This window comes from [Clostridium] fimetarium (assembly GCF_900111235.1).
GTDB classification, from domain to species: domain Bacteria; phylum Bacillota; class Clostridia; order Lachnospirales; family Lachnospiraceae; genus Clostridium_N; species Clostridium_N fimetarium.
This window is the reverse complement of record NZ_FOJI01000004.1, coordinates 246,493-268,253: the sequence shown is the minus strand read 5'-3', so window position 1 is coordinate 268,253 and position 21,761 is coordinate 246,493. Positions and strand designations below refer to the sequence as shown.

Sequence of the window (21,761 nt, the reverse complement as noted above, 5' to 3'; positions counted from 1 at the left end):
ATTGTCCCCTCTTCTTCTCAATTTCAATATAATAGTATTATACTAAAATTACGGACAGGACAACATTACTTATCTACAAAATCGCTTTGCTTTTTTACAATATATTTTGTATTCACTTCGTTTTCTCTATCTGAATCCACCACTTATTTTTTTTAGTCACAAAAGTCAAAATAATTCCACTTCCAAACAACAGTATAAACATAAACAACAGACTATTATTATCCCCAGTTGATGGAAGTGATGATGCAATCAAATATTGATTGATTTCACCGTTCCCTCCTGTATCATTAACAACTTGGTCGGATGCCTTTGAATAGATAGCCAATGCTGAATACGCCACAGTTTTACCTTCTGCATCTAATACTTTAGCATAAACTGTTTTCATTTTACTTTCGCCAATTTTAAGCTGCACGATTGTATTTCCATTCGCCTGTTCTGATCCTAATACGTTATTTGTAAGCAATGATGCTTTTACCTCTGAAACCGCAAGTGTCTTAACTGTATTCTGATCAAAATCTACATTTAATTCTGTAATATCAATGTTACTAGCAATTGTTCCAGCATCATAACCACTTAACTTCGGGGTATCATAATAATTCATGTCATCTAATACCGGTGAATATGAATTAAGATATATCTTGTCATTTGCTAGGTCAAAATACAACATTTTAATATAACCCTGGCCGCCTTCTGGGGCACTCTGATAATCTGTACAAATCTGATATACAGTACGGTCATTTACTCCATCTCCATTATCATCAAATCCTACAAAGTTCATTGATGAACCATGGTAATGTCCGTTTAATATAGCCAAAACATTGGTATTTTCCTTACAGACCTTATCTAGAAGTAGATTGCTGAAATAACTTTGTTCTGCATTTGCATTTATTCCTCCATGAATACAGATTACCGCTTTTCTATCTGGATATTTCTTAAGCACATCATTCATCCAATCCACCTCAGGTGTATATATATCCCAGCTCATATAAACAAACAATAATTCTTGTCCATCTATGGTTAAAAGATCGTAATGTCCAAGGTTATCTTTATATGAGTCTCCATAAGATGACATATCTTTATAACGTATACTACCAAAATACTTATTATATAGTTCAAATCTTTCATTACCATGAGCAACATCATGATTTCCACCAAGTACACCATATGGAATCCCGGCATCTTCGAATTTTTTCAACTCGTTTGAAGCATTTACAAATTCATATTCCTCATTAAATTCATCAACAATATCTCCTGTATGTATAACATACTCTATTCCCATCTCAGCTTGCTTATTAATAATCCAGTCTGTCATACTGTCAAAATTACTCATATACTGTTCTGAGTAATACTGTGTATCAGTAATCCACGCCAAAGAGAAATCATATTGTTCAGGAACCGTTGTTCCATCCCAATTATAATTATCAGCTACAGTTTTTTTGGTATCCTCATTGGTATAAGGCGTATACTCATCGCCTCTAGCCTGAACAAGAACTTTCACCTTACCCCCCATGATTTTGTCTTCAAGTGGAAATATTACTGTAATTTTATTATCTTGTTTTTCAGATTCAAGCAGCTCCCATTTATTATTTTCTACATTTAGTGCATAAACTTGAACATCCCTGCCATAATCTGATACCGCATTTACTTCAAATCTAATTGATTCCGTTTCAACACCATCTGTTGCTATTTCATATATCTGATAAGGTAATTCTCCATTATCTGATGTAGTCTTTTTGTCTCCTGATTCTGCCACCGCAGAATATGTACTATCTCCCGATCCTTCATATACATTCATATCTGCAAGCATTTTCGCCTCATAAACAGATACAGTATCTGCTTCCTGCGTTGTTGAAACTGCTGCTGTTGCCTGTGTTGATACTGCATCAACACTTATGGCTGCATTATAATCTACCGCCTTTTCTTCTGCAATAACTTTTACGGAATTGTCTACATTTATTGATATTATTTTCGATACATCACCGCTCTTTACCACCAAATTATGTACACCATCTGAAAGCTTTGTGGTATCAATTGTCATAGCGGTTGCGTCAACTTTAGCCAAGGGAATATCAAAAATAGCCTTAGCTGCAATATTGCATCCGGTTGAATCTCCCATTTTGGTGGAACCCATATAATTAAGACTTTCACCCTTTTCATTTGTAAATGTTGTTGGATATATAATCGTCCCATCCGTTAATGATAATGCAATGCTATTGATAGAAAAATCATCGTTGTTTGCAGCCGTATCACTTTCCCATGTTGAACCATATGTACCAGTCCGAATTGCAAGTTCAACTGTTGCCGAGCCGTCCTCTTTATATGTAAAATTGTAGCTATCTACTAGAATTGCCATCGACGAATTTGTTGGTATCTCACTACAATTTGCCATAAGTTTGATTATTTTATCTCCACAAGTAAGTGCATTCTTAAAATAAGAGTCAATCCCCGCATAGCTAAATGTATAAAATGCTCCCTTTTCAAGCGAATGCGTTGTTGTAAGCTCATTTCCATCTAGATTTGCAGAAATATTTGGGGTTGCATCTGCGAAGTTTTTAGCTGTAATATTTATAATTCCTGATACAGAATTTGTATCTGCCGCGGTTTTTCCATCTATGTTTACTCTAAGACCCTCCGCATTATTCACCTTATTCATTGATATTCTATGGACTTCTGTCATAGTTGAATGATATGCATTATTTGCTTTTACATAATAGTCTACATACTCTGCATTTAAAACTATATCAGAAGGTATAAACGCATAATATTTATTATATATTGCAAATGATGTTGTTTTTACGCACTCATAGTTATTCATCTGAGAAGTCTTATAATATAATTCTATTGATTTAACGGGCATAGCCTCTGTGCCTGCATAGTAATATGGTATACGGAAGAAATCTCCCTGATTAACTGTATTAGAATCATCCAACAAATTCAACTCCGGAAACGATTTATCATCTGCCGCATATTTTAACTGGTCTTCTACAACTATTCCCATGGTAGAAGCCACAGAGCGAGAATATACAAGCATTTCAGGACCTTCAGGATTAACCCCTAGCTGTACACTCTTGTTATCTATCACATCACTTACACCATCCCAAAAATAATTTGACACGATTGTTGTTGTTTTATCATTATTTATCTTTCTTAATTCAAAACCTCTCTGCGTATTCGTTAATCCATTTTGATTTGTAAATACAAATACTGGTGAAGAATCTGGAATAGCATAAGCTCCTCTGAATTCTTCCTCTGTTGGCCAGTTATTATAATCTGTACCCTTAACTAAAGAGTCCTGTCTGTCACACCAGATAACTGCTGTACCTCCAGCCGGTATTATACATTCGGTTGATGTACGATCTGTTTTATATAACGGAAGCTTCTTTTTACTAGTTTCTTTTACAACAAAATATAACTCATATTCTTTATTTAAATCAATGTCCTTATCTGTTGTATTTGTCAGTTCCAGACATTCCATAACATCATTAACACCACTTCCAAACTTCGCATCTCTGTTGCTATCATTTGGTCGAATTTCAGTGATATATAAACCATTTGGAGTAGTATCTGCTGGTATTGTGATATTTCCTCTACCATTTAATTGTGAATAATATGCAATTCCTGCCGATGTCGGCTTCAACTGCTCAAATGGTAGCATTTCATAACCAAAATCAGGAATTTCTAAATTCACTGCAAGTCCATCCGCTGTATCTATCGCAGTTGTATAATGAAAATACGAAACTATATTTCCAGCATCTGTTTTTATAGCAAAACCTCTATCATCTTCTGCAAATCCATTTTGACCACTGCATATTAATACTTGCACATCTGCGGCTATATTCATAGCAGCTCTGAATTGAGACTCCGTTGGTCCAGTAGCTATATCACTTCTTTTACTCCATATTACAACGGTCTCTCCTGCTTTTATAGTCACAGCTGCATTTCCCAAAACATCTGTAACTGTAAGTTCTTTCATGACGGTAGATGTTCCTGAAGGATATTCATAGTAAAGTCCATATCCATTATTAAAATCAAGGTCAACATCACCCGTATTGGTTATCTCTACAAATTCCATTAAATCACTTTTACTTACATAAGTGGCACTACGGTCCACATCATTTGGATAAAGTTCAGTAATCCATATATTATTACCCGGTGCCTGTGTTATACCCTGAGCCAATGCTTGATTCGTTACACTACTAGTTATCTCATCTGCAATAATATTTTTTGGTGAGTAAACAATTGATGACATTGCCAGAATTGCACAAAACCCAAGCGATATAACTCTTTGACTAAACTTTTTTTTCATAATTCTTCTATTCCTCCAATTTTTCACATAAGATATCAGTTCCGTATAAATAGACCATTATCTAATCTAATAAGTAAATTATATAGAGATGAAATAACATCTACTATCATACACCAGTAAAACTTCTGTAAAGGGTATATGAAATGCAATCCTATATAATTTCAATTGAAAGATATAATAAACAAAGCCAGCAAACTTCAATTTGCTGGCTTTATCTTTAACTCTTATATTCACAATAAAGCCAATATCAATCCACCATAAGACCTAGAATTCTTTTTTTAAATATATCTGCTTTGTGATAACAACAGATAATGCTAAAAAAACCACTCCAACCGTGCTTAAAATAATATCGTTAGAAATACTGTAATTTGATATTACTTTAAGAATCCAATCCAGATTCTTGCTAAATTTTAATACTAAAACATATACCACCCCTATTGCCAACACAAACATCATACAAAAATTGGTTGCCTTCACATAATCATATTTCACAAAAATAGGTGTAATCACTGAAATACATGTAGAACAAATTATTATTCCAATTCCAGTACCTATAAACGATATCGTACCGTCATTCATTATTTTTATAATGATATAGATAATAATCGCAATGATATAATACATACTTACCCAAATCAATGGTGATAAAAACTTACCATATACGATTTCATTTCTTTTATACGGAAGTGCAATAAGGAGTTCATCTCCCGCATTTTTTTCTACCTTTTCAAATAACGAAGTTAAACAAAAATAGCAAAAAAACGATGTTGTCACAATTACGGAAGCCATTTCTAAAAAATCCCACTTAATCATTACTATCACCATAAAAAAAATACAGACAAAAAAACATGATATTAACCGCCATTTTAAAAGGATAAAATCCTTTTTTAATAAATGTAACATGATTATCCCACCCTTCAATATTCTGTCTTACTCATTAATGTAAATGAAATAATATAAGATACTATGACAGCTAAAATGCTAATACTTATGCTTAACAGACCCAAATACTTATTTGTCCAATTCATTAATTCTAAAATCGCTTGAGCACTTAACTGTTTTAAAACTACATATCCAATAATAAATGTACCTAAAATCATAATTGATGAAACTATTTTTATTATAGAATCATCGAGTTTTAAATACATTGGCAATGTAATTCCTACAAAAAGTGAAACACTCAGCAACGTAATAAAGAAAACATCACATGAAATTTGAGGAAATAATTCCACATGAATCATTCTAAATATTTCGGACATTGCAAAATAAAATAACGTAGTACTTATATATAACAAATATGCGGTTAGATATTTTGCCATTATAAGCTGTTGCTTTCGATATGGTGTAGATAATAACAGTATATTTCCTTTCGCCGCTTTTTCTTTTGAAGACACATTCATAAGAAATGTCCAACAGATTCCTACTGACAACAGCGAATAACCAGCGATTCCTAAATTCGCAGAAATAATAATCAAGACTAATAAAAATTGTCCTACTAATAGTAGTGTATTATCCTTAAACAGCAACTTTATATCTTTATATATTAATGCTTCAATCATATTATCATTCCTCCTCATCTGCCTGCATAAGCAATCATAATATCCTCAATTAATGGTTTTTCCATTATGATATCCTTCATACTGTTTCTTACTGCTGCCCTATTATTTGTAAGCCCCTCAAAACCAAATCCCTTTTCTTCCAAGCTAACAAACAATTTTCTACAATCCCTCGTTAGCAAACTTTTATCTCCCTTAACAAGCGCATGCTTTTCCAATAACACATCCTTATCCTCATCAATTAAAATTTTCCCTTGATCCAACATAATAATCTGGTCTGCAGTTTTCTCTAGATCATTTGTTATGTGAGTAGAAAAGAATGCAGATTTTCCATCTTCTGAAATAAATTCCTTAATAATTTCCAATAATTGCTTCCTGATTTTCGGGTCAAGCCCTGAAGTTGGTTCATCCATAATTAGCAAATCTGCATGATGCGAAAGTGCCAGCGCCAAAGCACATTTCATTTTCATACCCTTCGATAATGTCTTTATCTTCTGCTTTTTATCCAAATTAAATCGTTCAAGATAAGAACGAAATACATTTTCATCCCACCTGCTATATGCTGGTGCAATAATTTTTTTCATCTCTTCTATAGATAGATCTTCATATAAATTCCCATTATCAAAAACAATACCAATTCTATCCTTAATTTCCTTTTCATTCTCTTTTAAACACTTTCCAAATATTTTAATTTCTCCTGCGTCTGGAAAGTTAAGCCCTAGAATTGACTTAATTGTCGTAGTTTTTCCTGCTCCATTAACGCCTATAAATCCGGTTACACATCCTTCAAAAATTCGAAAGCTGACATTTTCTAAAACCTTTTTCCCTTTGAAGGTTTTGCTTAATCCATCGACTTCTAATAAATATTTCATATACTATCTCCCTTTATCTTGTAATAATATTTCAAACATCGTCTTCAAATCTTCATTACTTATATCTATCATTTCTGCTATTTTAAATGCTTCCAAAAATTTATTTTCAACTTCTTTTATTTTTCCTTCCCTCAGTATATCCATATTCTGTGCCGCGACAAAAAATCCTTTCCCTTGCACGCCATTAATATAACCCTCTTGCCCTAGTTCATCATAAGCTCTTTTACTTGTCAAAACACTAACGCCTGTTTCATTAGCGAGGTGCCTAATGGAGGGTAACAGCTCTCCATCCGTAAGATTTCCTTTCAAAATTTCATCTTTAATCTGATTTTTGATTTGTTGGTATATTGGCACTTCACTATTATTGCTAATTATCACCCTCACTGCTCTACCTTCTTCCAAGTGTGTATCACTGTATATCTTATTCATATACAGTATTATACACTTGCGAGAAGAAATGTCAACATTAATTTTATCTTATGTGTTATCTTAATTTCATTAAGATATATTACCTTGATTCCACCTTGTATATTAACTTCATTTCATTTTAAATATTACCCATCTATTGGAGACTCAATTAAAATGTCTACAATTTAGGGATGGTTATGCGAAAAATAATTCCAGCAAACGTTATGTTTGTTGGAATTAATAAATTGTAATATTATATTCTACTTACGCTGTCAATCTTCTTATCATCTCAAAAAACATTCTCCCATTATGATATGGGCATTTCCACAATTCAACGATTGGCTTTCCAGTACTTGGTTTCCCAGCTTCATCCACCTCGCAAAACCACTCAGAGCCATGGTGCAAAAATATCTATATAATTAAATAAAAACATCCCGCAAACACTAGGCTTGCGGGATGTTTTATCTATAATCATTTTAGGAAAACCCATTTCTTCGAAACTTAACGTAGCTATTTATGAATTCAAAATTTTATGTGCTAAATCATCGTTATAGTCAGTCATAAATGGAATTTTTGTTTCTCTTTCAGTTTCTCTATTGGCTGAGAATATATCTGTTCTAGAAATTTCACTTACTGAGAATTTCCTAGCACCAGCCATCAATTGTTGAAGTCCTGCTGCCAATTTATCAGCAAGAGTCCATACGCCCATAGCACCTAATGGAATATTCTTCATATCATCTGCTCCAACTTTCTTTTGTACATCATAGTACCCTGCAAAAAGTTCTTCAGCTGAAACTCCAAATTCCTTTGAAAGAGAAGCTGGAATTGCATCCCAGTTTCCATTTACACGTTCTCTTCTATCAGGATAAAGTACACCCTCAATATTAGCTCCAACAAATGCTGGAATCATCAAAGCTCTTCCCATACAAATCAATTTTGTATAAGGAGCGCCTAATGACAACGCTTTAAAAATATGATCTTCTCTAGCAAGTCCACCAGCAAATGCTAAATCAACAACTTTAAGTCCTTGTGCTGCCAAAATACTAGCATACTCATATGCCTTAGCATGAAGATTTAGAGAAGGCACGCCCCATGTTTCCATCATATTCCAAGGACTCATTCCTGTTCCGCCGCCTGATCCATCAATTGTCAACAAATCCAGTTTCATTTCAGATGCAAACTTAATTGACATCGCCAATGCTTCCATACCATATGAACCTGTTTTCAAAGTGATTCGTTTATAGCCCAAGCCTCTTAGATAAGCTACTGCCGCATAAAAATCTTCTTTCACTTGCTCGTAGTTGTTTAAATTTGTGTATCCTAGTCTACTATGTCTTGCAAACGACTTGATTGAACCATGTTCAAAAGCTTGTACCACTTCTGGTTTTGTTGGATCTGGATCAACAATGTAACCACGATTATGTAAAAATGTTGCATAGTCCAAACTTGATACCTGTATTTCACCACCGATATCTTTTGCACCCTGTCCCCATTTTAATTCAATGATTACCTGATCTCCATATTTTTCAATTATATATTCTGCGACACCATTGCGTGTATCTTCAACATTCATCTGTACAATAATCGCACCATATCCGTCATAATACTTTAAATAAGTCTCAATACGACGATCTAATTCAGGTGCTTTTATAATCTTTCCTTTTTCAATTACTGCTTGCTTATCAATACCAACAACATTTTCTCCAACAACAATAGGAATACCAACTAGTGCAGCCCCAACTGCAAATGATTCCCAATACTTAGCTGCAATAAAAGTTGATCCAAGTGCGCCCGTCATAATAGGTATTTTTACTTTTGTTTTTACTTCGCTGCCAAATTCTGTCTCAAGATTAACATTAGGGAAAATACAATCATCTGCACTGTTAGATAAACGATCAGGCATACCTTGCGCCCCATAATTAAACCCTTGAATTCTCAAATTATTGTAGCAGACACCCAAATGGTTTACATTTGAACTACCTGCTGTTACGGTACCAAAATCTCTTGGATACAACATTTTTCTTCCTTTTAAGCTGGATAAAAATGTTTCACACCTACCGGTACAGTCTGCACGACACAAAGTGCATAGACCTGATTCTGCAGGATTTCCCCTGTTTGCTGTTCCTAATACATCATTTTGTTTTGCATAACCCATAGCCTAAATCCTCCTTATATTTTCGTATTGTCAATGAAAGAGCCACCCATAATTTTGGCGTCTTTACACAATACATTTATTCTGCTACTTAATAAATATAACTCTTTTTCGAGTTTTACGCAAATATATTAAGTTTTTAGTGGATTTTATTTATTTAATTATGTTTATAAGATACATAAAATACATCATTACAAGCTTCTTCTATATCCTGCAATTGCATTACGGACCCAATAATTTGATTTACGATTATAGAAACCTTCCTGTTTACGATAACCCTCATAAGGAAACGGAGTAGTCACTTTCATACATCTTCCTTGTATGTTCTATTGTATTATAATTCTGCGTGAGACAGAACTCCTTCGACCATGTCATATAATATGCCCAAGGTATATGACTTTGTGCGAGCATTGACGCATCAGGTATTACATCCACCTCTGCCAGCGCACATACCTTGGGTGCATCAGTAATCTGAGTCAGTTCCTCATACTCTTTCTTATAATCCGTTTCTATAGATCGTCTGGACTGCCCCTCCAGACTTTCTTCGTCCTTCTTAATATAAACATCCCTGGAAATAACATCCACATATTCATCTCCCGGATACCCTTCTTTTACAGGCGAATTCCATACCCATATCAAATGATCAAGGTGCTTTTCATTTACATAATAATCATACATTTTTTTATACAACTCTCTGCCAGTGGAGTGACCATTTCTGCCCCACCAAAACCATTTCCCATCCGCTTCGTGAAACGGTCTCCAAAGAATAGGAATCTGTTCTTTTGCAAACATCTCTAATATCTCTGCAATCACATCCATATCACGATAAAATGCTTTTTCCTCCAGTGTATTGGGGATTAGTATTCTGTCTGGATTAAAATCTGTATGTTTTGCATAGAAACTTTTATCTCTACCACCAACTGGCGAGAACCAATGAAACGTAAATGTTACAATACCATCATTTTCCTTTGCCCATTGCAACGCAGTTTCTGCCGTCCCTTGATTTTCATAAACCTCAGTTAAACAAGCTTGTGATGCATCGTCAAAATTAATGTTTGGAGAATACCCTAGCAATTCAAATCCACGTAGCTTCGGTTCCTTACCTGTGACTTTTTTTAAATAGGAAATCTCCTCCATTGGATTGGTCTGCGTATGCTGTCCGGTAATAATGGCTTTACCCGCGATTTCATACAAATATGCCAATAGCGTTCTTGCTTCCTTCGTTGCATTTTTATTTACTGGATCCATTATATTGTAACCTCCATTTATCTTTTTTTGCTGTATCATCATTGTGCAATTAACCTTCTTAACTCTATTAAATAAATATACTATTTAATTAATATTTTGCAATCACAAATCAACCTAACATTAAAGTTATGCTATATTTATTGCATATAGTGCTGTATAATCAATTCAAGAAAATCAGTTCAATATAATAATATAATGATAATGATTTATAAATGAGTCGAGGTGACAGTTTATGGATATTGAATCTAATAATGCATGTGCAAAAACAGGATACTTAAATAGTAATATTCATTTTTTTCATTTAATTGATTTAGAACCCAAAGAATTCAATTTTCATTATCATGATTTTCATAAGGTTCTTATTTTTATCAGTGGAAATGTCAGCTATCAAGTGGAAGGAAAGACTTATCATCTTAAGCCTTATGATATTGTGTTGGTGAATGCGGGCGAAATTCATAGACCCATCATTCATGATGAAACACCATATGAACGAATAATCATTTACTTATCTTCTAAATTTTTTGAAGATTATAAAAATGAAGATTATGATTTGTTTCATTGTTTTTCCAAAGCACTCGAACTTCGCTCCAGCTTAATACGAATAAAGGATATTTCAAAAACAAGATTATACACTTCAATACTTGAATTAGGAAAATCTTTTCAAAGTACTGAGTATGCACACCAACTTTATCAACAAGTGGTCTTTACCGAATTTCTGATTTGGATAAATCGAGCAGTTATCGATGAAGATATTATTTACTTAAATGCTACTATTGCTAATAAAACCGTTCTAGATATTATGAATTACATTATTGTTCATCTAAGCGATGATATTTCAATTGATTCAATCTCTAGTTATTTTTTCTTAAATCGCTCTTACCTAATGCACTTATTTAAAGCTGAAACTGGATATACAATAGGCAATTATATTAGCGAAAAACGTTTATTTATCTCAAAAAGACTAATTCAAAATGGAATATCAATAACGGAAGCTTGTTTTCAAAGTGGTTTTAAAAATTACACCACTTTTTATCGAGCATTTATAAGGAAATTCGATATGCCACCGAAAGATATCAGGACAATTATATAATTTCATTTTCTAATGTGTATTAAAAATCCCAGCAAATTAGATGTTTGCTGGGATTGATAAATTACAATGTAAAATCTTTCCTATCTGTTGGAAGATAGTCGTCACTAGTTATTTCCCCACGGTTACTTATCGTTTTGAAAGTTTTGGTCTTTCATCGTTGGATAAACTTTTGGATAATATACATGTTGATAGATATTTGCAGTGTAACCACTCCAGTTTACTCCCTGCTCTCTTCCAATTTCGTTGTGATACTGCTCCATTGTATGATCATACTCATCAATTGCTTCCATTAATCCCTCTTTGTTATATGTTTCTTCATGCTTAAATGTTTCAAATGGAAGGCGTGGTTTTTTTTGTGAATGGTCCTTAGGATAACCAATGGCCAGTCCAGCAAGTGGGTAGGTATACTCTGGTAATTTCAAAAGTTCAATTACTTCAGCTGGATTTTGTCGGATCCCACCAATCGGTACGACGCCAAGGCCCATTGACTCCGCTGCAATCAATGCTCCACCCATAGCAAGGCCTCCATCAAATGTCCCAACAATAGTTCCTTCTACACTCTCATGAATCAACTGATTGAGATGATTCTTTTGAGCAGCCAAGTTCGTCTTATAAAAATCCATAACAAAGACCAAAAATACTGGAGCCGCATCAATCCAAGGCTGTCCGCCTGCTAATTCAGCAAGCTTTGCTTTTCTTTCCTTATCTCTAACTACAATAATAGAAGTCTGCTGCCCATTAATAGAGTTTGGCATAGACTGCGCAGATTTTATAATTTGATCTATGACCGATTCCTCTAATTGTTTATCCGTAAATTTTCGAATTGATCTGTGATTTTGAATCGATTTGATTGTTTCATTCATCGTAATATCTCCTTTTATAAACTATTGTTTTACACTAATAATTCTGAATTTTGTTTATCTTATCTTATCCTTACTTTCAAATAGTTTTTTCACACATTCATACGCCATCTTTGGCCTGCGGTATCGATCAACAACGCCTTTGTTATTTTCACATTTCGGTCTTTTTTCCGCCCACGACTCGCATACCTTGCAGTCAGTCAACTGCCATATATACAAGCCCTGAACATCCGGATCATTCAAATAAGCTGTTATTTGCTCTTCCAACAAATCAGCCTGTCGTTCCTCACTCCATTTGATACGGCCAAGGTAATCATGAAATCCATAGATAGCGCCTGCTCCAAATTCACTGATAATCAGTGGCTTATTCTGTCCACCTACACGCTTCACCCATTCCGAAATTTGCTTCACGTAAATTTGGGGAGGTGTATCATGGTACCAACCCGCATATAGATTCATCGAGACAATATCTACAAGATCCAAGCAAATATCGGTAAAGAATTTGCATGATGCAAATGTTAACGGTCTTGTTTGGTCAAGTGCTCGTATCTGTGCAAATTGCTCTGCATAACATTCCCGTCCATAAGGCGTATCACTCGCACATTCATTTAAAATCCCCCAAACATAGATAGATGGGTGATTATAATGCTGGAGGACCATTTCCTCATTACATTCCTTGCACTGAATTTTAAATGATGGGTTTTGCATATCCTGTTCGCTCAGACCACGCGCATGGTTTTCTTCCCACACCAAAATTCCCTGTTCATCGCACAAATCCAAAAAACGCTGATCATTTGGATAATGAGAAGTACGAACAGAATTGCAATTCAAATGTTTTAAAATATCAATATCATGTACCATCATCTCAAATGGAAGCGCATTACCCCATATAGGAGCATCCTCATGGCGACAAAAGCCCTTAAGAAAAACTGGCTTATCATTTAATAAAATTTTCCCATCACTCACTTTAACGGAACGAAAACCGGTTCGCTCAATTAAATCATCTACAATAACGCCATCTTTGAGTAGATGTGTCGTGACAAAATATAAATTTGGTGTTTGCGGACTCCAAGACGTAGCCTTTTTCAATTCTATCGTTGTCACAAAACTGCCATCAACAGCTATCTGTGTCATTTCCTTTATTCCATCAATTTCAATTTCAGCCATCATCCCTTGCTGCAACTGCAGTGAATGTATTTGTCCCGTAACTTGAACTTCCCAACCATTATTTTTTTCCAACGGTGTAGCATGGACATATTCGATCCATTCATTTCCCACCACATCCATCTGCACTGGTCTGTTAATTGCGTTATAAGAAAAATAGTCATTGGGAATGTGTAATGAGGACGCCTCACTAAAACGATTATCCACCTCAACGCGTAGCACATGATTCCCTGCTTTAATACTTGGTACAAAGGCCGTAAATGCAGTAAATGCGTTATAGTGCCTTGCAATTTCCACCTCATCTAAGAACACTGTTGCCCAGAAGCTAACTCCATGAAACGTAAATAGCATATTCTGTTCCTGTTCTAGCTCAAACTCGCGATAATATTGAAGAACTCCTTGAAAATTCTGCAATTCCATAATGGCTTCTGCCCCACCAGGGACAAGTAACTCATATTCTTTTTTTGTTTGAGGATTTTTTATTTTCCAAAATCCGTCTAGCTCAGTACTTGTACGTATTTTATGTGTATTAAATGTTCTTATCATTGTTTTTACCTCCTAGTTGATGTGCGTGCTTTATGAATCACTTGTTATCAACTATTATTTTTTGTCCTTTTGCTTTTATCGTTTTTAATTACTAAATAAAATAAATAAATCTCAATCATTAAAAAAACAAGACCTATCGCGCCAAATACAATAGCAATTTCATAGCTTCTTGAATAAACACTAAAAATAGATGATCCAATTCCAAAAACTGCTCCCGCACTAAAAATCGTACTTAATATTGCAGAAACGAAGTTTGATTTGATTAATTCGTTTATAATTTATCCCAATATTAATATAACCCTAAATATTGTGAATTTCAAGGATTTAAATATACCATTGTTTTTTATGAAACTAACGAGATTCTATAGAATATAACAGAATACAAAAATAGAACATACACTACAAATAATAGCATACGTTCTATCTTGTTTTTATGATTTTTTTATAAAGTTGACGCTATTAATTACTCTTTGACTTTATATTTTTTCTGTTTAAGCCTACACACACTATGCCAGACATTGCAGCAATAATCATCCAAATTACTATATTCTGATCATCACCTGTTTTTACGTTTGTAATAACATTTGTATTAACAGCTGTATTAATACCTGTATCCTCATTTACATTAGGATTAGGATCTGTATATACTAATTTAGGTACAACTACCTTTATTTTATCAGCGCCTTTTAGAATGACTTGATAGCCATCACTTTCTAATGTAGGTGCTACACTTTCAAATACTACTTTAATACGTCCTTCTCCATATGGATTTGCATAAATACCTGAGCTTGTAATGTTACCACCAATCACAATTCCAATATAGTTAATTAGAACCTGATTATCAATCATTACTTCATCCTGAAGGATTTTGTCATTTTTAAACATTGTATACCCATCACCACCACTCTTTAACATATAGTTGTGTGATGCTAATTTATAAGTCTTATTTAAATCTAATTTTTCGTTTCCTACTTTAACATTGTTCACTCTATATGCACCATTTACTTTTACAAACTCGCCTTTGTCATTTGTTATTACGGATGTATCAATGTTTGTATTTATTTCATATGAAAGTCCTGATACCTGAAGGAATCCACCACTTTCAGCATCTGGTGCAGCTTTCGAGCCTAATTCAAGCGCATCAAGGATCTGCTGTCCAGTCGCTTCAATCAGACATGCTACATTTCCATATGGGTGTACTGCTATAATGTCACCATAGGTAATATTGCCTGCATTAATTGTAGCTCTAACACCACCACCATTTACAAATGCGATATCGGCACCTAAGAGCTTTCTATATGCATCTGCACATAAATCCCCAAGATTTGTCTCCTGGTTTCTAATCATTCTTTTACCTGTCACTGGGTCATTTACTACTAAATTAACTTCTGTCTTTGCTACTACTGTCTTTTCAAGATCCGCAAAGTTTGCCTTGATTCCACTTATAAAATCCAGCATTTCTTGGTCCTGCTTTGTGTACGAAGTAATTAGTTCTGATGAAATTGTACCATTGGCTTTAATTGTAATCTGACCAAGTGCGGCTAACTTTGTACCTGTAGATGAAAGTATCACTTTAGCGCCAGCTTTATCTGTGCAGATTTCCTGCGCAATTGTACTATGTGAATGTCCATCAATAAATGCATCTATACCTGTAGTATTTGAAATAATTTCCTTTGAAGTCCATGGCGAACTACTTGGATCTGTACCAACATGACCGACAGCTACAATATAATCGGCTTTTTCTGCCTTTGCCTTGTCTATACTACTTTGAACTGTACTATAAAGGGCCTGACCATTATTACCTTCAGCGAAACTATAAATATAATTGCCTTTTTCATCCTGAAAATAAGATGGTGTTGATTTTGTAAATGTTTCTGGTGTTGAAATTCCAATATAAGCAACCTTATATCCATTATATTCAACAATCTTGTATGGATCAAAAACAGTCTTATTCGTCTTGAGGTCAATAAAGTTGCATGAAAGATACTTATATTTTACTTTTGAAGCTAAACTAAGGAAATTGCTCATGCCAAAATCAAATTCATGGTTGCCTGGAACTGCAATGTCATATCCCACTTTATCCATAATTTGTGCAATATACTCTCCCTTTGATAATGTGCCAATCGTTGTACCCTGAATTGCATCACCCGCATCAATTAATGTAACTTTACATCCATTGTTGATTAATGTTTTCTTGTAATCTGCAATCGCAGAATAGCCCAAGGAAGTAACTTTTCCAGATTTGTCTGTTGTTAATTCATATGCATTATGAGCATCATTTGTATATAATAAAATTGCAGCATCTGACTTTCCTTGAATTTCATATGCTGCAAGTGTTCCACTAACCTCACATGCGGCTAAAATCAGAGGCTTATGTGAACTTGTAGCAGGAACAAAGCATAAGCCTTCCGGTGAAACATCGCCTTTGATATTTGCCGAAAAATCCCTACTGTTAATATAATTTACAAATTGAGGTTTTTCTGGATTAGATATATCATAAGCCATTACTCCACCAACTCTTTCGAGTCCTATAAATGCATATTCTTTTCCTGCAACTTCTCCAACCGTTACATACTCCGGTTCTGGTCCCTTTTTGTTAGAACGCCCATCCGCTGCATTGCTATCATTTGATGCATTAAAATATTGTGGTAAATACTGCGCCGTGATACGTTCAAAATCATCCGCACTATCGTAAACTAGTTTTAGCCCTGATGCTGTAACTTCAAACATAGAATAAGAACGTGATCCATATAAATTTGTTTTTGAACTATCTAAGCCATCCATCTTACTACTATCAAGAAATGTGACTTTACTATCTGTCGTAACACCACCAATAGATGTTAACTTTTTACTATCTTCATTAATATAGTAACTAGGAGTGCTTTTAACTCCCCATTCTCTTGAATCCCCTTCATTTGCAGTAAGTAAATATGTCTTTCCTCCAATTTCACTAAGCGAAATTCCGTCAGGCATACGTACACCTAATACATTTTCATAATTTTGTGGAGTATATTTAGCAGTACTATTTTTATTTAAATCAATATTTACTTTAGAATAATCTACTGTTCCAAGTGAAAATATATTTTTGATCTCTGAAGTAGAAAGGTCAAGGACCGCTACTGCATTTGCTTCCTGGCAATCTATATATGCAACATTATTATTACAGGTAATAAATTCGGGTTCTAGATCCTGTGATGGCAATGCACCTTTTTTTAAAACCACACCTGCATTTGTAAGTTCATCTCTTTTTGAGTCATAGCTTGTAAAGTCTACTGCTACCTTGGTTAATGCAACAGCATCTATAATCGTTACGCTGCCCTTTGGATCAACAATCCCTGTTCCAAAACCAGTTCTTGGTTCACCTTCATCAGCTGTTAATATTTTCTTTCCATCTGGTGTAAATGTAACCATGTCCGGCTGAACGCCAGTTTCTATAAGTTTAGGATTTCCAATACTTCCATCCTTATTGCAATCAAATATGGCAACAACACCATTTTTATCATAATCACCATGCTGGACTGCTGCTACTAGCTTTGTTCCATCAGGCGAAATAGAAATGCTTGTAATATCACCATACATAAAAGTTGCGTTAATAGCTGTAACTATATTTTTAACATTATAACCCGTACCCATTAAATCAGTAATTTTGTCACCGTTTTTAATATCACTTATTTTGATTGCGATGATCTCACCTTTTACACCGCTAACCCCATATGCATATCCGTTTACTTCATTGTATTCAACGATTTCAAGACATCCTCCATCTGCACTCATTGCGCCTGAATTATATCTTCCAATCTGTTCCATTCCAAGTATATTAGCACTGTTATTAAATCCAATCACTTTTTGATCAGTAGTAACTACAGATTCTGCCGTTGCTGTAAATGTATAAGGCAATATCATTGAAATTGCTAAAAACATTGCTAATGGTTTTTTCCATTGCATTTTCATAAAAACCCTCCCTGTATTCAATTATTATTAAAGTTCCATTTCAATAATAACAAAAGTAAATATAAAGGATTCTAATTCTAACTAATTTCCATGTAAAATTTATGCCAAACTATTCCCAATTTTACTTTATCCGGGTTATTAAGCCTCCAAGGTATCCTTATGTATCTGGTTTATCCTTATGTATCTGGTTTATCCTAAAGTAATGCTTTTATTATAAAATGATTTGTTTTATAAATATTTCTTTTTTGCGCTAAACCCCCTACCTCTTACCTCAGTGACACGACTAATCATAACAAATGCATCTTCATCTATTTTGTGCACTAGTTTTTCCACTTTAGAAAGCTCCCTGTTTGATACTACACTTAATATAATCTCCAACTCATTTTCCAAATATCCTGAACTTCCATGTAGAAGTGTTACGCCTCTGTCTATTTCTGAAATAATGGCATCCTTTATATCCTTCGATCGATTGCTGATCACTTTTATCTCCATTTTATTTGTACCAAGCATAAGAAGTTTATCTAAAATCACCGAATATATCAGGACTAAAACGATACCATACAGAACCTTTTCTCTATTATTAAACCCAACCTGTAATGCAAGTATCACACAATCAGCAACGTATAGGCTAGCCGAAATCGGTAACCTGAAATATTTATGGAGGATCATAGGCGGTATATCCAAACCACCGGTACTAGCCCCTACCCTAATAACAATCGCGATGGATGCGCCAATGCAGATTCCCCCAAAGAGTGTGCATAGAAAAATATCATCCGTCACTACAAAATCACCAGATATTTTACGCAATAGCTCCAAAGCAATTGGAAAGCAAAATGTACTAATCAGCGTTGTAAATGCAAATTTTCTTCCCAAAAACAATAATCCCAAAACAAACATGACTAAATTAAAACCAAACACAAAATATGACAGAGGCATACCCGTATATTGATTGATAAATAATGCAATGCCTGTAGTACCTCCTGTGATAAGTCCGGACGGTAAGATAAAGAATACTACCCCTGCCGCATAGAGGAAATTCCCAAATATAATTGTTAATATTTCAAATATGATTCTTCTCTTTTTCATGTATATCTCCATAATCTATGTTCTTCTAGTCGTCTTTTCAGCTATTCATATCTTTTCGGTGCATACCTTTTCTGCGTCAAAATATAGGAACCAATCAAGGTCGCCACCGTTATAATCCCCATAATACAAAGTACAACATCACAGTTAGCAATCATCGAAATATTTTCAAATACATTTCCTGATGTTCTAAAGCCACCTTTTCCGGGAAGCAGATTGATAAATACAAGTGATATTGTAGCCATCATAATTGCTATACTTGCAAATGTAATATACCATTTTTTCTTATCTCTTATTATTCCAAGTGGAAACATAAGTGCAGTCATGAACAAGTAATAAAAAAATGAAAATACAATATAGCGAATTGCATATCCAGTATTTATATGAATATCAGTATAACCTCCACTGAGGAATCCAAAAAATGTTATATATATCACAAAAAATACTGCTATCGTAATCATATATTTTACAAACCCAAATATCCTCATGTTAATTTCCTGCCTGGATGTATATGGAAGTTCCCTTGTAAATCGTGGCATATTCGTAAGTGTATTATATACCACTCCATATAATCCGAAACAGATCATAAATGGCATAAACCCAGTTGACATTCCCTCATTCACAAAATCATCAGTTGTATGCATATTCATTCTTGATGCAAACCCGCCTAATATAATGGCAGCCAGAAGCCATCTTCCAAGACCTTTCAAATCCACCTTTTCAAAGCTACTTATTTTCCCTATTTTCCAAAATTCTTTCATTATAACACCCCCTTTTCATGAATTTCTCTAATGTGAATTGCCAGGTCTTCAACTACAAGACGCCTTATGATTACACCTTCTGTATTCCAGAGTTTTACATCACTCGTAATTCCAGTAATACCAAATGAATTTTTCTTAGCACCTATCATGCGTTTTTCAACACCCTCCAAAATGAGGTTATTAGGGATATCAATCATTCGATATTTTTCCAACAATTCTTCTTTTTCGCCCTCTATTACGATCCTGCCGCTATCAATAAATATCAGATAATCTGCGATCTTATCAAGATCACTTGTAATGTGGGTAGAAAAAACTACTGAATGTTTCTCATCTTCTACGAATTCTTGTAGCATATCTAGCATCTCATATCTGTCCGCCGGGTCAACCCCACTCGTTGGTTCATCCATAATCAGAATCTCTGGCTTGCGTGACAATGTCAATATTAACATAAATTTCCTTTTCATTCCAGGTGAGTATTTCACAAAGTTTATGTTATATGGCAATTCAAATTTCTCCATATATTTGTCGAAATAATCGATATCAAATCCATCAATCAATGGAGCGAATTTCTTTTTAAATTTCTTAGCCGTAAACTGCTCATTGAAATTAGTGGTGTCATACACGATTCCAAGCTTTCTTTTTATACCAGCTTCATCTTCCCAGAACCTAATTCCATCGTATAAGATGGTGCCGCTCTCACGCTCAAGATTATTGCCAATTATATGAATGAGCGTCGTTTTTCCTGCGCCATTACGTCCAACCAATCCTGTGATCATTCCCTTTGGTATGGTAAAGTTTATTTCTTTTAGAGCAAATCCTTTTACTTTGTAATTAACGTTCTTAAGTTCTAGTGCAAACATATTCTCCTCCATTATTCTTCTTTTTTGTTATAGATTGCATTAATGTTCTCAATTAATTCTGATCTGCTAATTCCTGAAGCCCTTGCGAATTCGCAAATCCCCTTCAGCTGATCTGTGAGTAGTTCCATATTAATATTTTTCAAATGTTCCATTTGAATATTTGCCACAAATACGCCCTTACCCGGCTGCGATACTAAAATGCCCTGTGCACATAAATCGTCATATGCCCGCCTACAGGTAATGATTCCAACTTTGAGTTCTCTTGCCAAGATTCTTATGGATGGAAGTTGGGTTCCAGGTGTGTACATACCAGCCATAATCATTTCTTTGATTTGAATCTCAATCTGCTCATATATTGGTATTTGAGTGATGGATGATATTTTAATTTGCATTCCTACCTTCTTTCCGCCAGCCACAATATTTCCTAATCGTTATTAGTGATTCGCACTATTTTGATGATATCACTTAGCGTTCTGTACCTACTGTGATTATACGGTAGGTACAGCAATGTGTCAACTACATTTTTAACGCTACTACAACCTTATTTTCTGTAAGTCGTATTATCAGTCATTTATAACAACCATACTTCTCCTACTTTTTAATCGAAAAAAATCCCAATAAACATTTCGTTTAAAGGGATTGATAAAGATTCAATATTATATTACATCATTCTTATTTTTATCATTAGACATTCAGCTATACCTTCTCTATATAGATTAGTCTGTATTTTTATGAACACTTACCGTACTATAAGAAAGTAGCATCAAATCAACAAGTAAAATAATTCCAACTAATCTTACTAAAACATCAGGAAACGAATATAATATGAAATTAATTGCCATAAAACCTAGTGCAATTATCATAACCAACCTACTAATATTAAAAATAACTTTGACCTTCATAT

General features: G+C 34.3%; 16 protein-coding genes and 1 pseudogene. 1 reads left to right on the top strand and 16 read right to left on the bottom strand.

Annotated elements, in window-relative coordinates:
- Positions 1 to 112: 112 nt before the first annotated feature.
- The 8 genes and pseudogenes from BMY18_RS07385 to BMY18_RS07355 all read right to left on the bottom strand — a co-directional run bounded on the left by BMY18_RS07385 (position 113) and on the right by BMY18_RS07355 (position 10,584).
- A complete protein-coding gene (locus tag BMY18_RS07385; RefSeq protein WP_092452129.1) occupies positions 113 to 4,306 on the bottom strand; it encodes a metallophosphoesterase in 4,194 nt (1,397 codons plus the stop codon).
- A gap of 264 nt (positions 4,307 to 4,570) precedes the next feature.
- On the bottom strand, positions 4,571 to 5,209 hold the full coding sequence (locus BMY18_RS07380; RefSeq protein ID WP_092452126.1) for an ABC-2 transporter permease: 639 nt from the start codon (positions 5,207 to 5,209) through the stop codon (positions 4,571 to 4,573).
- A gap of 14 nt (positions 5,210 to 5,223) precedes the next feature.
- Entirely contained in the window at positions 5,224 to 5,865 is a 642-nt protein-coding gene (locus BMY18_RS07375; RefSeq protein ID WP_170841332.1) for an ABC-2 transporter permease, read from the bottom strand.
- Between the two features lie 14 nt (positions 5,866 to 5,879).
- On the bottom strand, positions 5,880 to 6,734 hold the full coding sequence (locus BMY18_RS07370; RefSeq protein ID WP_092452120.1) for an ABC transporter ATP-binding protein: 855 nt from the start codon (positions 6,732 to 6,734) through the stop codon (positions 5,880 to 5,882).
- A gap of 3 nt (positions 6,735 to 6,737) precedes the next feature.
- A complete protein-coding gene (locus BMY18_RS07365; RefSeq protein WP_092452220.1) occupies positions 6,738 to 7,118 on the bottom strand; it encodes a GntR family transcriptional regulator in 381 nt (126 codons plus the stop codon).
- A 288-nt stretch (positions 7,119 to 7,406) separates the two neighbouring features.
- Positions 7,407 to 7,538 (bottom strand): annotated as a pseudogene (locus tag BMY18_RS21780) (N-acylglucosamine 2-epimerase); the annotation flags it as partial.
- A 118-nt stretch (positions 7,539 to 7,656) separates the two neighbouring features.
- The gene (locus BMY18_RS07360) at positions 7,657 to 9,297 is read right to left on the bottom strand and encodes a glutamate synthase-related protein (protein ID WP_092452117.1); all 1,641 of its coding nucleotides are present in this window, start codon (positions 9,295 to 9,297) and stop codon (positions 7,657 to 7,659) included.
- A gap of 276 nt (positions 9,298 to 9,573) precedes the next feature.
- The gene (locus tag BMY18_RS07355; RefSeq protein ID WP_242940987.1) at positions 9,574 to 10,584 is read right to left on the bottom strand and encodes a glycosyl hydrolase; all 1,011 of its coding nucleotides are present in this window, start codon (positions 10,582 to 10,584) and stop codon (positions 9,574 to 9,576) included.
- A gap of 190 nt (positions 10,585 to 10,774) precedes the next feature.
- Between BMY18_RS07355 and BMY18_RS07350 the strand changes: the two genes are divergently transcribed.
- Positions 10,775 to 11,632 carry an AraC family transcriptional regulator gene (locus BMY18_RS07350; RefSeq protein ID WP_092452115.1) on the top strand — a complete coding sequence of 286 codons (858 nt, stop codon included), beginning with the start codon at positions 10,775 to 10,777 and terminating at the stop codon, positions 11,630 to 11,632.
- Positions 11,633 to 11,754: 122 nt separating this feature from the next.
- On the opposite strand, the gene BMY18_RS07345 is transcribed toward BMY18_RS07350, so the two are convergent.
- From BMY18_RS07345 to BMY18_RS07310, 8 genes are all read right to left on the bottom strand, one after another.
- Complete coding sequence (locus BMY18_RS07345) at positions 11,755 to 12,495, bottom strand: NADPH-dependent oxidoreductase (protein ID WP_092452113.1); 741 nt, start codon at positions 12,493 to 12,495, stop codon at positions 11,755 to 11,757.
- A 54-nt stretch (positions 12,496 to 12,549) separates the two neighbouring features.
- Positions 12,550 to 14,202, bottom strand: a complete 1,653-nt coding sequence (locus BMY18_RS07340) for a glycoside hydrolase family 2 protein (protein ID WP_092452111.1) — start codon at positions 14,200 to 14,202, stop codon at positions 12,550 to 12,552.
- A gap of 459 nt (positions 14,203 to 14,661) precedes the next feature.
- Positions 14,662 to 18,153, bottom strand: coding sequence for a choice-of-anchor I family protein (locus BMY18_RS21375; protein WP_242940986.1), 3,492 nt, complete (start codon positions 18,151 to 18,153; stop codon positions 14,662 to 14,664).
- 228 nt (positions 18,154 to 18,381) lie between these two features.
- Positions 18,382 to 19,239 carry a YitT family protein gene (locus tag BMY18_RS07330; protein ID WP_242940985.1) on the bottom strand — a complete coding sequence of 286 codons (858 nt, stop codon included), beginning with the start codon at positions 19,237 to 19,239 and terminating at the stop codon, positions 18,382 to 18,384.
- A gap of 41 nt (positions 19,240 to 19,280) precedes the next feature.
- Complete coding sequence (locus BMY18_RS07325) at positions 19,281 to 19,997, bottom strand: hypothetical protein (RefSeq protein WP_092452107.1); 717 nt, start codon at positions 19,995 to 19,997, stop codon at positions 19,281 to 19,283.
- On the bottom strand, positions 19,997 to 20,857 hold the full coding sequence (locus BMY18_RS07320; protein WP_170841331.1) for an ABC transporter ATP-binding protein: 861 nt from the start codon (positions 20,855 to 20,857) through the stop codon (positions 19,997 to 19,999). The genes BMY18_RS07325 and BMY18_RS07320 overlap by 1 nt, the downstream gene beginning before the upstream one ends.
- Positions 20,858 to 20,868: 11 nt before the next feature.
- Positions 20,869 to 21,249, bottom strand: a complete 381-nt coding sequence (locus tag BMY18_RS07315; protein ID WP_139197236.1) for a GntR family transcriptional regulator — start codon at positions 21,247 to 21,249, stop codon at positions 20,869 to 20,871.
- A gap of 324 nt (positions 21,250 to 21,573) precedes the next feature.
- Positions 21,574 to 21,759, bottom strand: coding sequence for a hypothetical protein (locus BMY18_RS07310; RefSeq protein ID WP_092452101.1), 186 nt, complete (start codon positions 21,757 to 21,759; stop codon positions 21,574 to 21,576).
- Positions 21,760 to 21,761 lie beyond the last annotated feature (2 nt).

Coding starts and splice junctions, on each gene's coding strand:
- BMY18_RS07385 (WP_092452129.1), bottom strand. CDS start 4,306: ATGAAAAAAAAGTTTAGTCAAAGAGTTATATCGCTTGGGTTTTGTGCA.
- BMY18_RS07380 (WP_092452126.1), bottom strand. CDS start 5,209: ATGTTACATTTATTAAAAAAGGATTTTATCCTTTTAAAATGGCGGTTA.
- BMY18_RS07375 (WP_170841332.1), bottom strand. CDS start 5,865: ATGATTGAAGCATTAATATATAAAGATATAAAGTTGCTGTTTAAGGAT.
- BMY18_RS07370 (WP_092452120.1), bottom strand. CDS start 6,734: ATGAAATATTTATTAGAAGTCGATGGATTAAGCAAAACCTTCAAAGGG.
- BMY18_RS07360 (WP_092452117.1), bottom strand. CDS start 9,297: ATGGGTTATGCAAAACAAAATGATGTATTAGGAACAGCAAACAGGGGA.
- BMY18_RS07355 (WP_242940987.1), bottom strand. CDS start 10,584: ATGATGATACAGCAAAAAAAGATAAATGGAGGTTACAATATAATGGAT.
- BMY18_RS07350 (WP_092452115.1), top strand. CDS start 10,775: ATGGATATTGAATCTAATAATGCATGTGCAAAAACAGGATACTTAAAT.
- BMY18_RS07345 (WP_092452113.1), bottom strand. CDS start 12,495: ATGAATGAAACAATCAAATCGATTCAAAATCACAGATCAATTCGAAAA.
- BMY18_RS07340 (WP_092452111.1), bottom strand. CDS start 14,202: ATGATAAGAACATTTAATACACATAAAATACGTACAAGTACTGAGCTA.
- BMY18_RS21375 (WP_242940986.1), bottom strand. CDS start 18,153: ATGAAAATGCAATGGAAAAAACCATTAGCAATGTTTTTAGCAATTTCA.
- BMY18_RS07330 (WP_242940985.1), bottom strand. CDS start 19,239: ATGAAAAAGAGAAGAATCATATTTGAAATATTAACAATTATATTTGGG.
- BMY18_RS07325 (WP_092452107.1), bottom strand. CDS start 19,997: ATGAAAGAATTTTGGAAAATAGGGAAAATAAGTAGCTTTGAAAAGGTG.
- BMY18_RS07320 (WP_170841331.1), bottom strand. CDS start 20,857: ATGTTTGCACTAGAACTTAAGAACGTTAATTACAAAGTAAAAGGATTT.
- BMY18_RS07315 (WP_139197236.1), bottom strand. CDS start 21,249: ATGCAAATTAAAATATCATCCATCACTCAAATACCAATATATGAGCAG.
- BMY18_RS07310 (WP_092452101.1), bottom strand. CDS start 21,759: ATGAAGGTCAAAGTTATTTTTAATATTAGTAGGTTGGTTATGATAATT.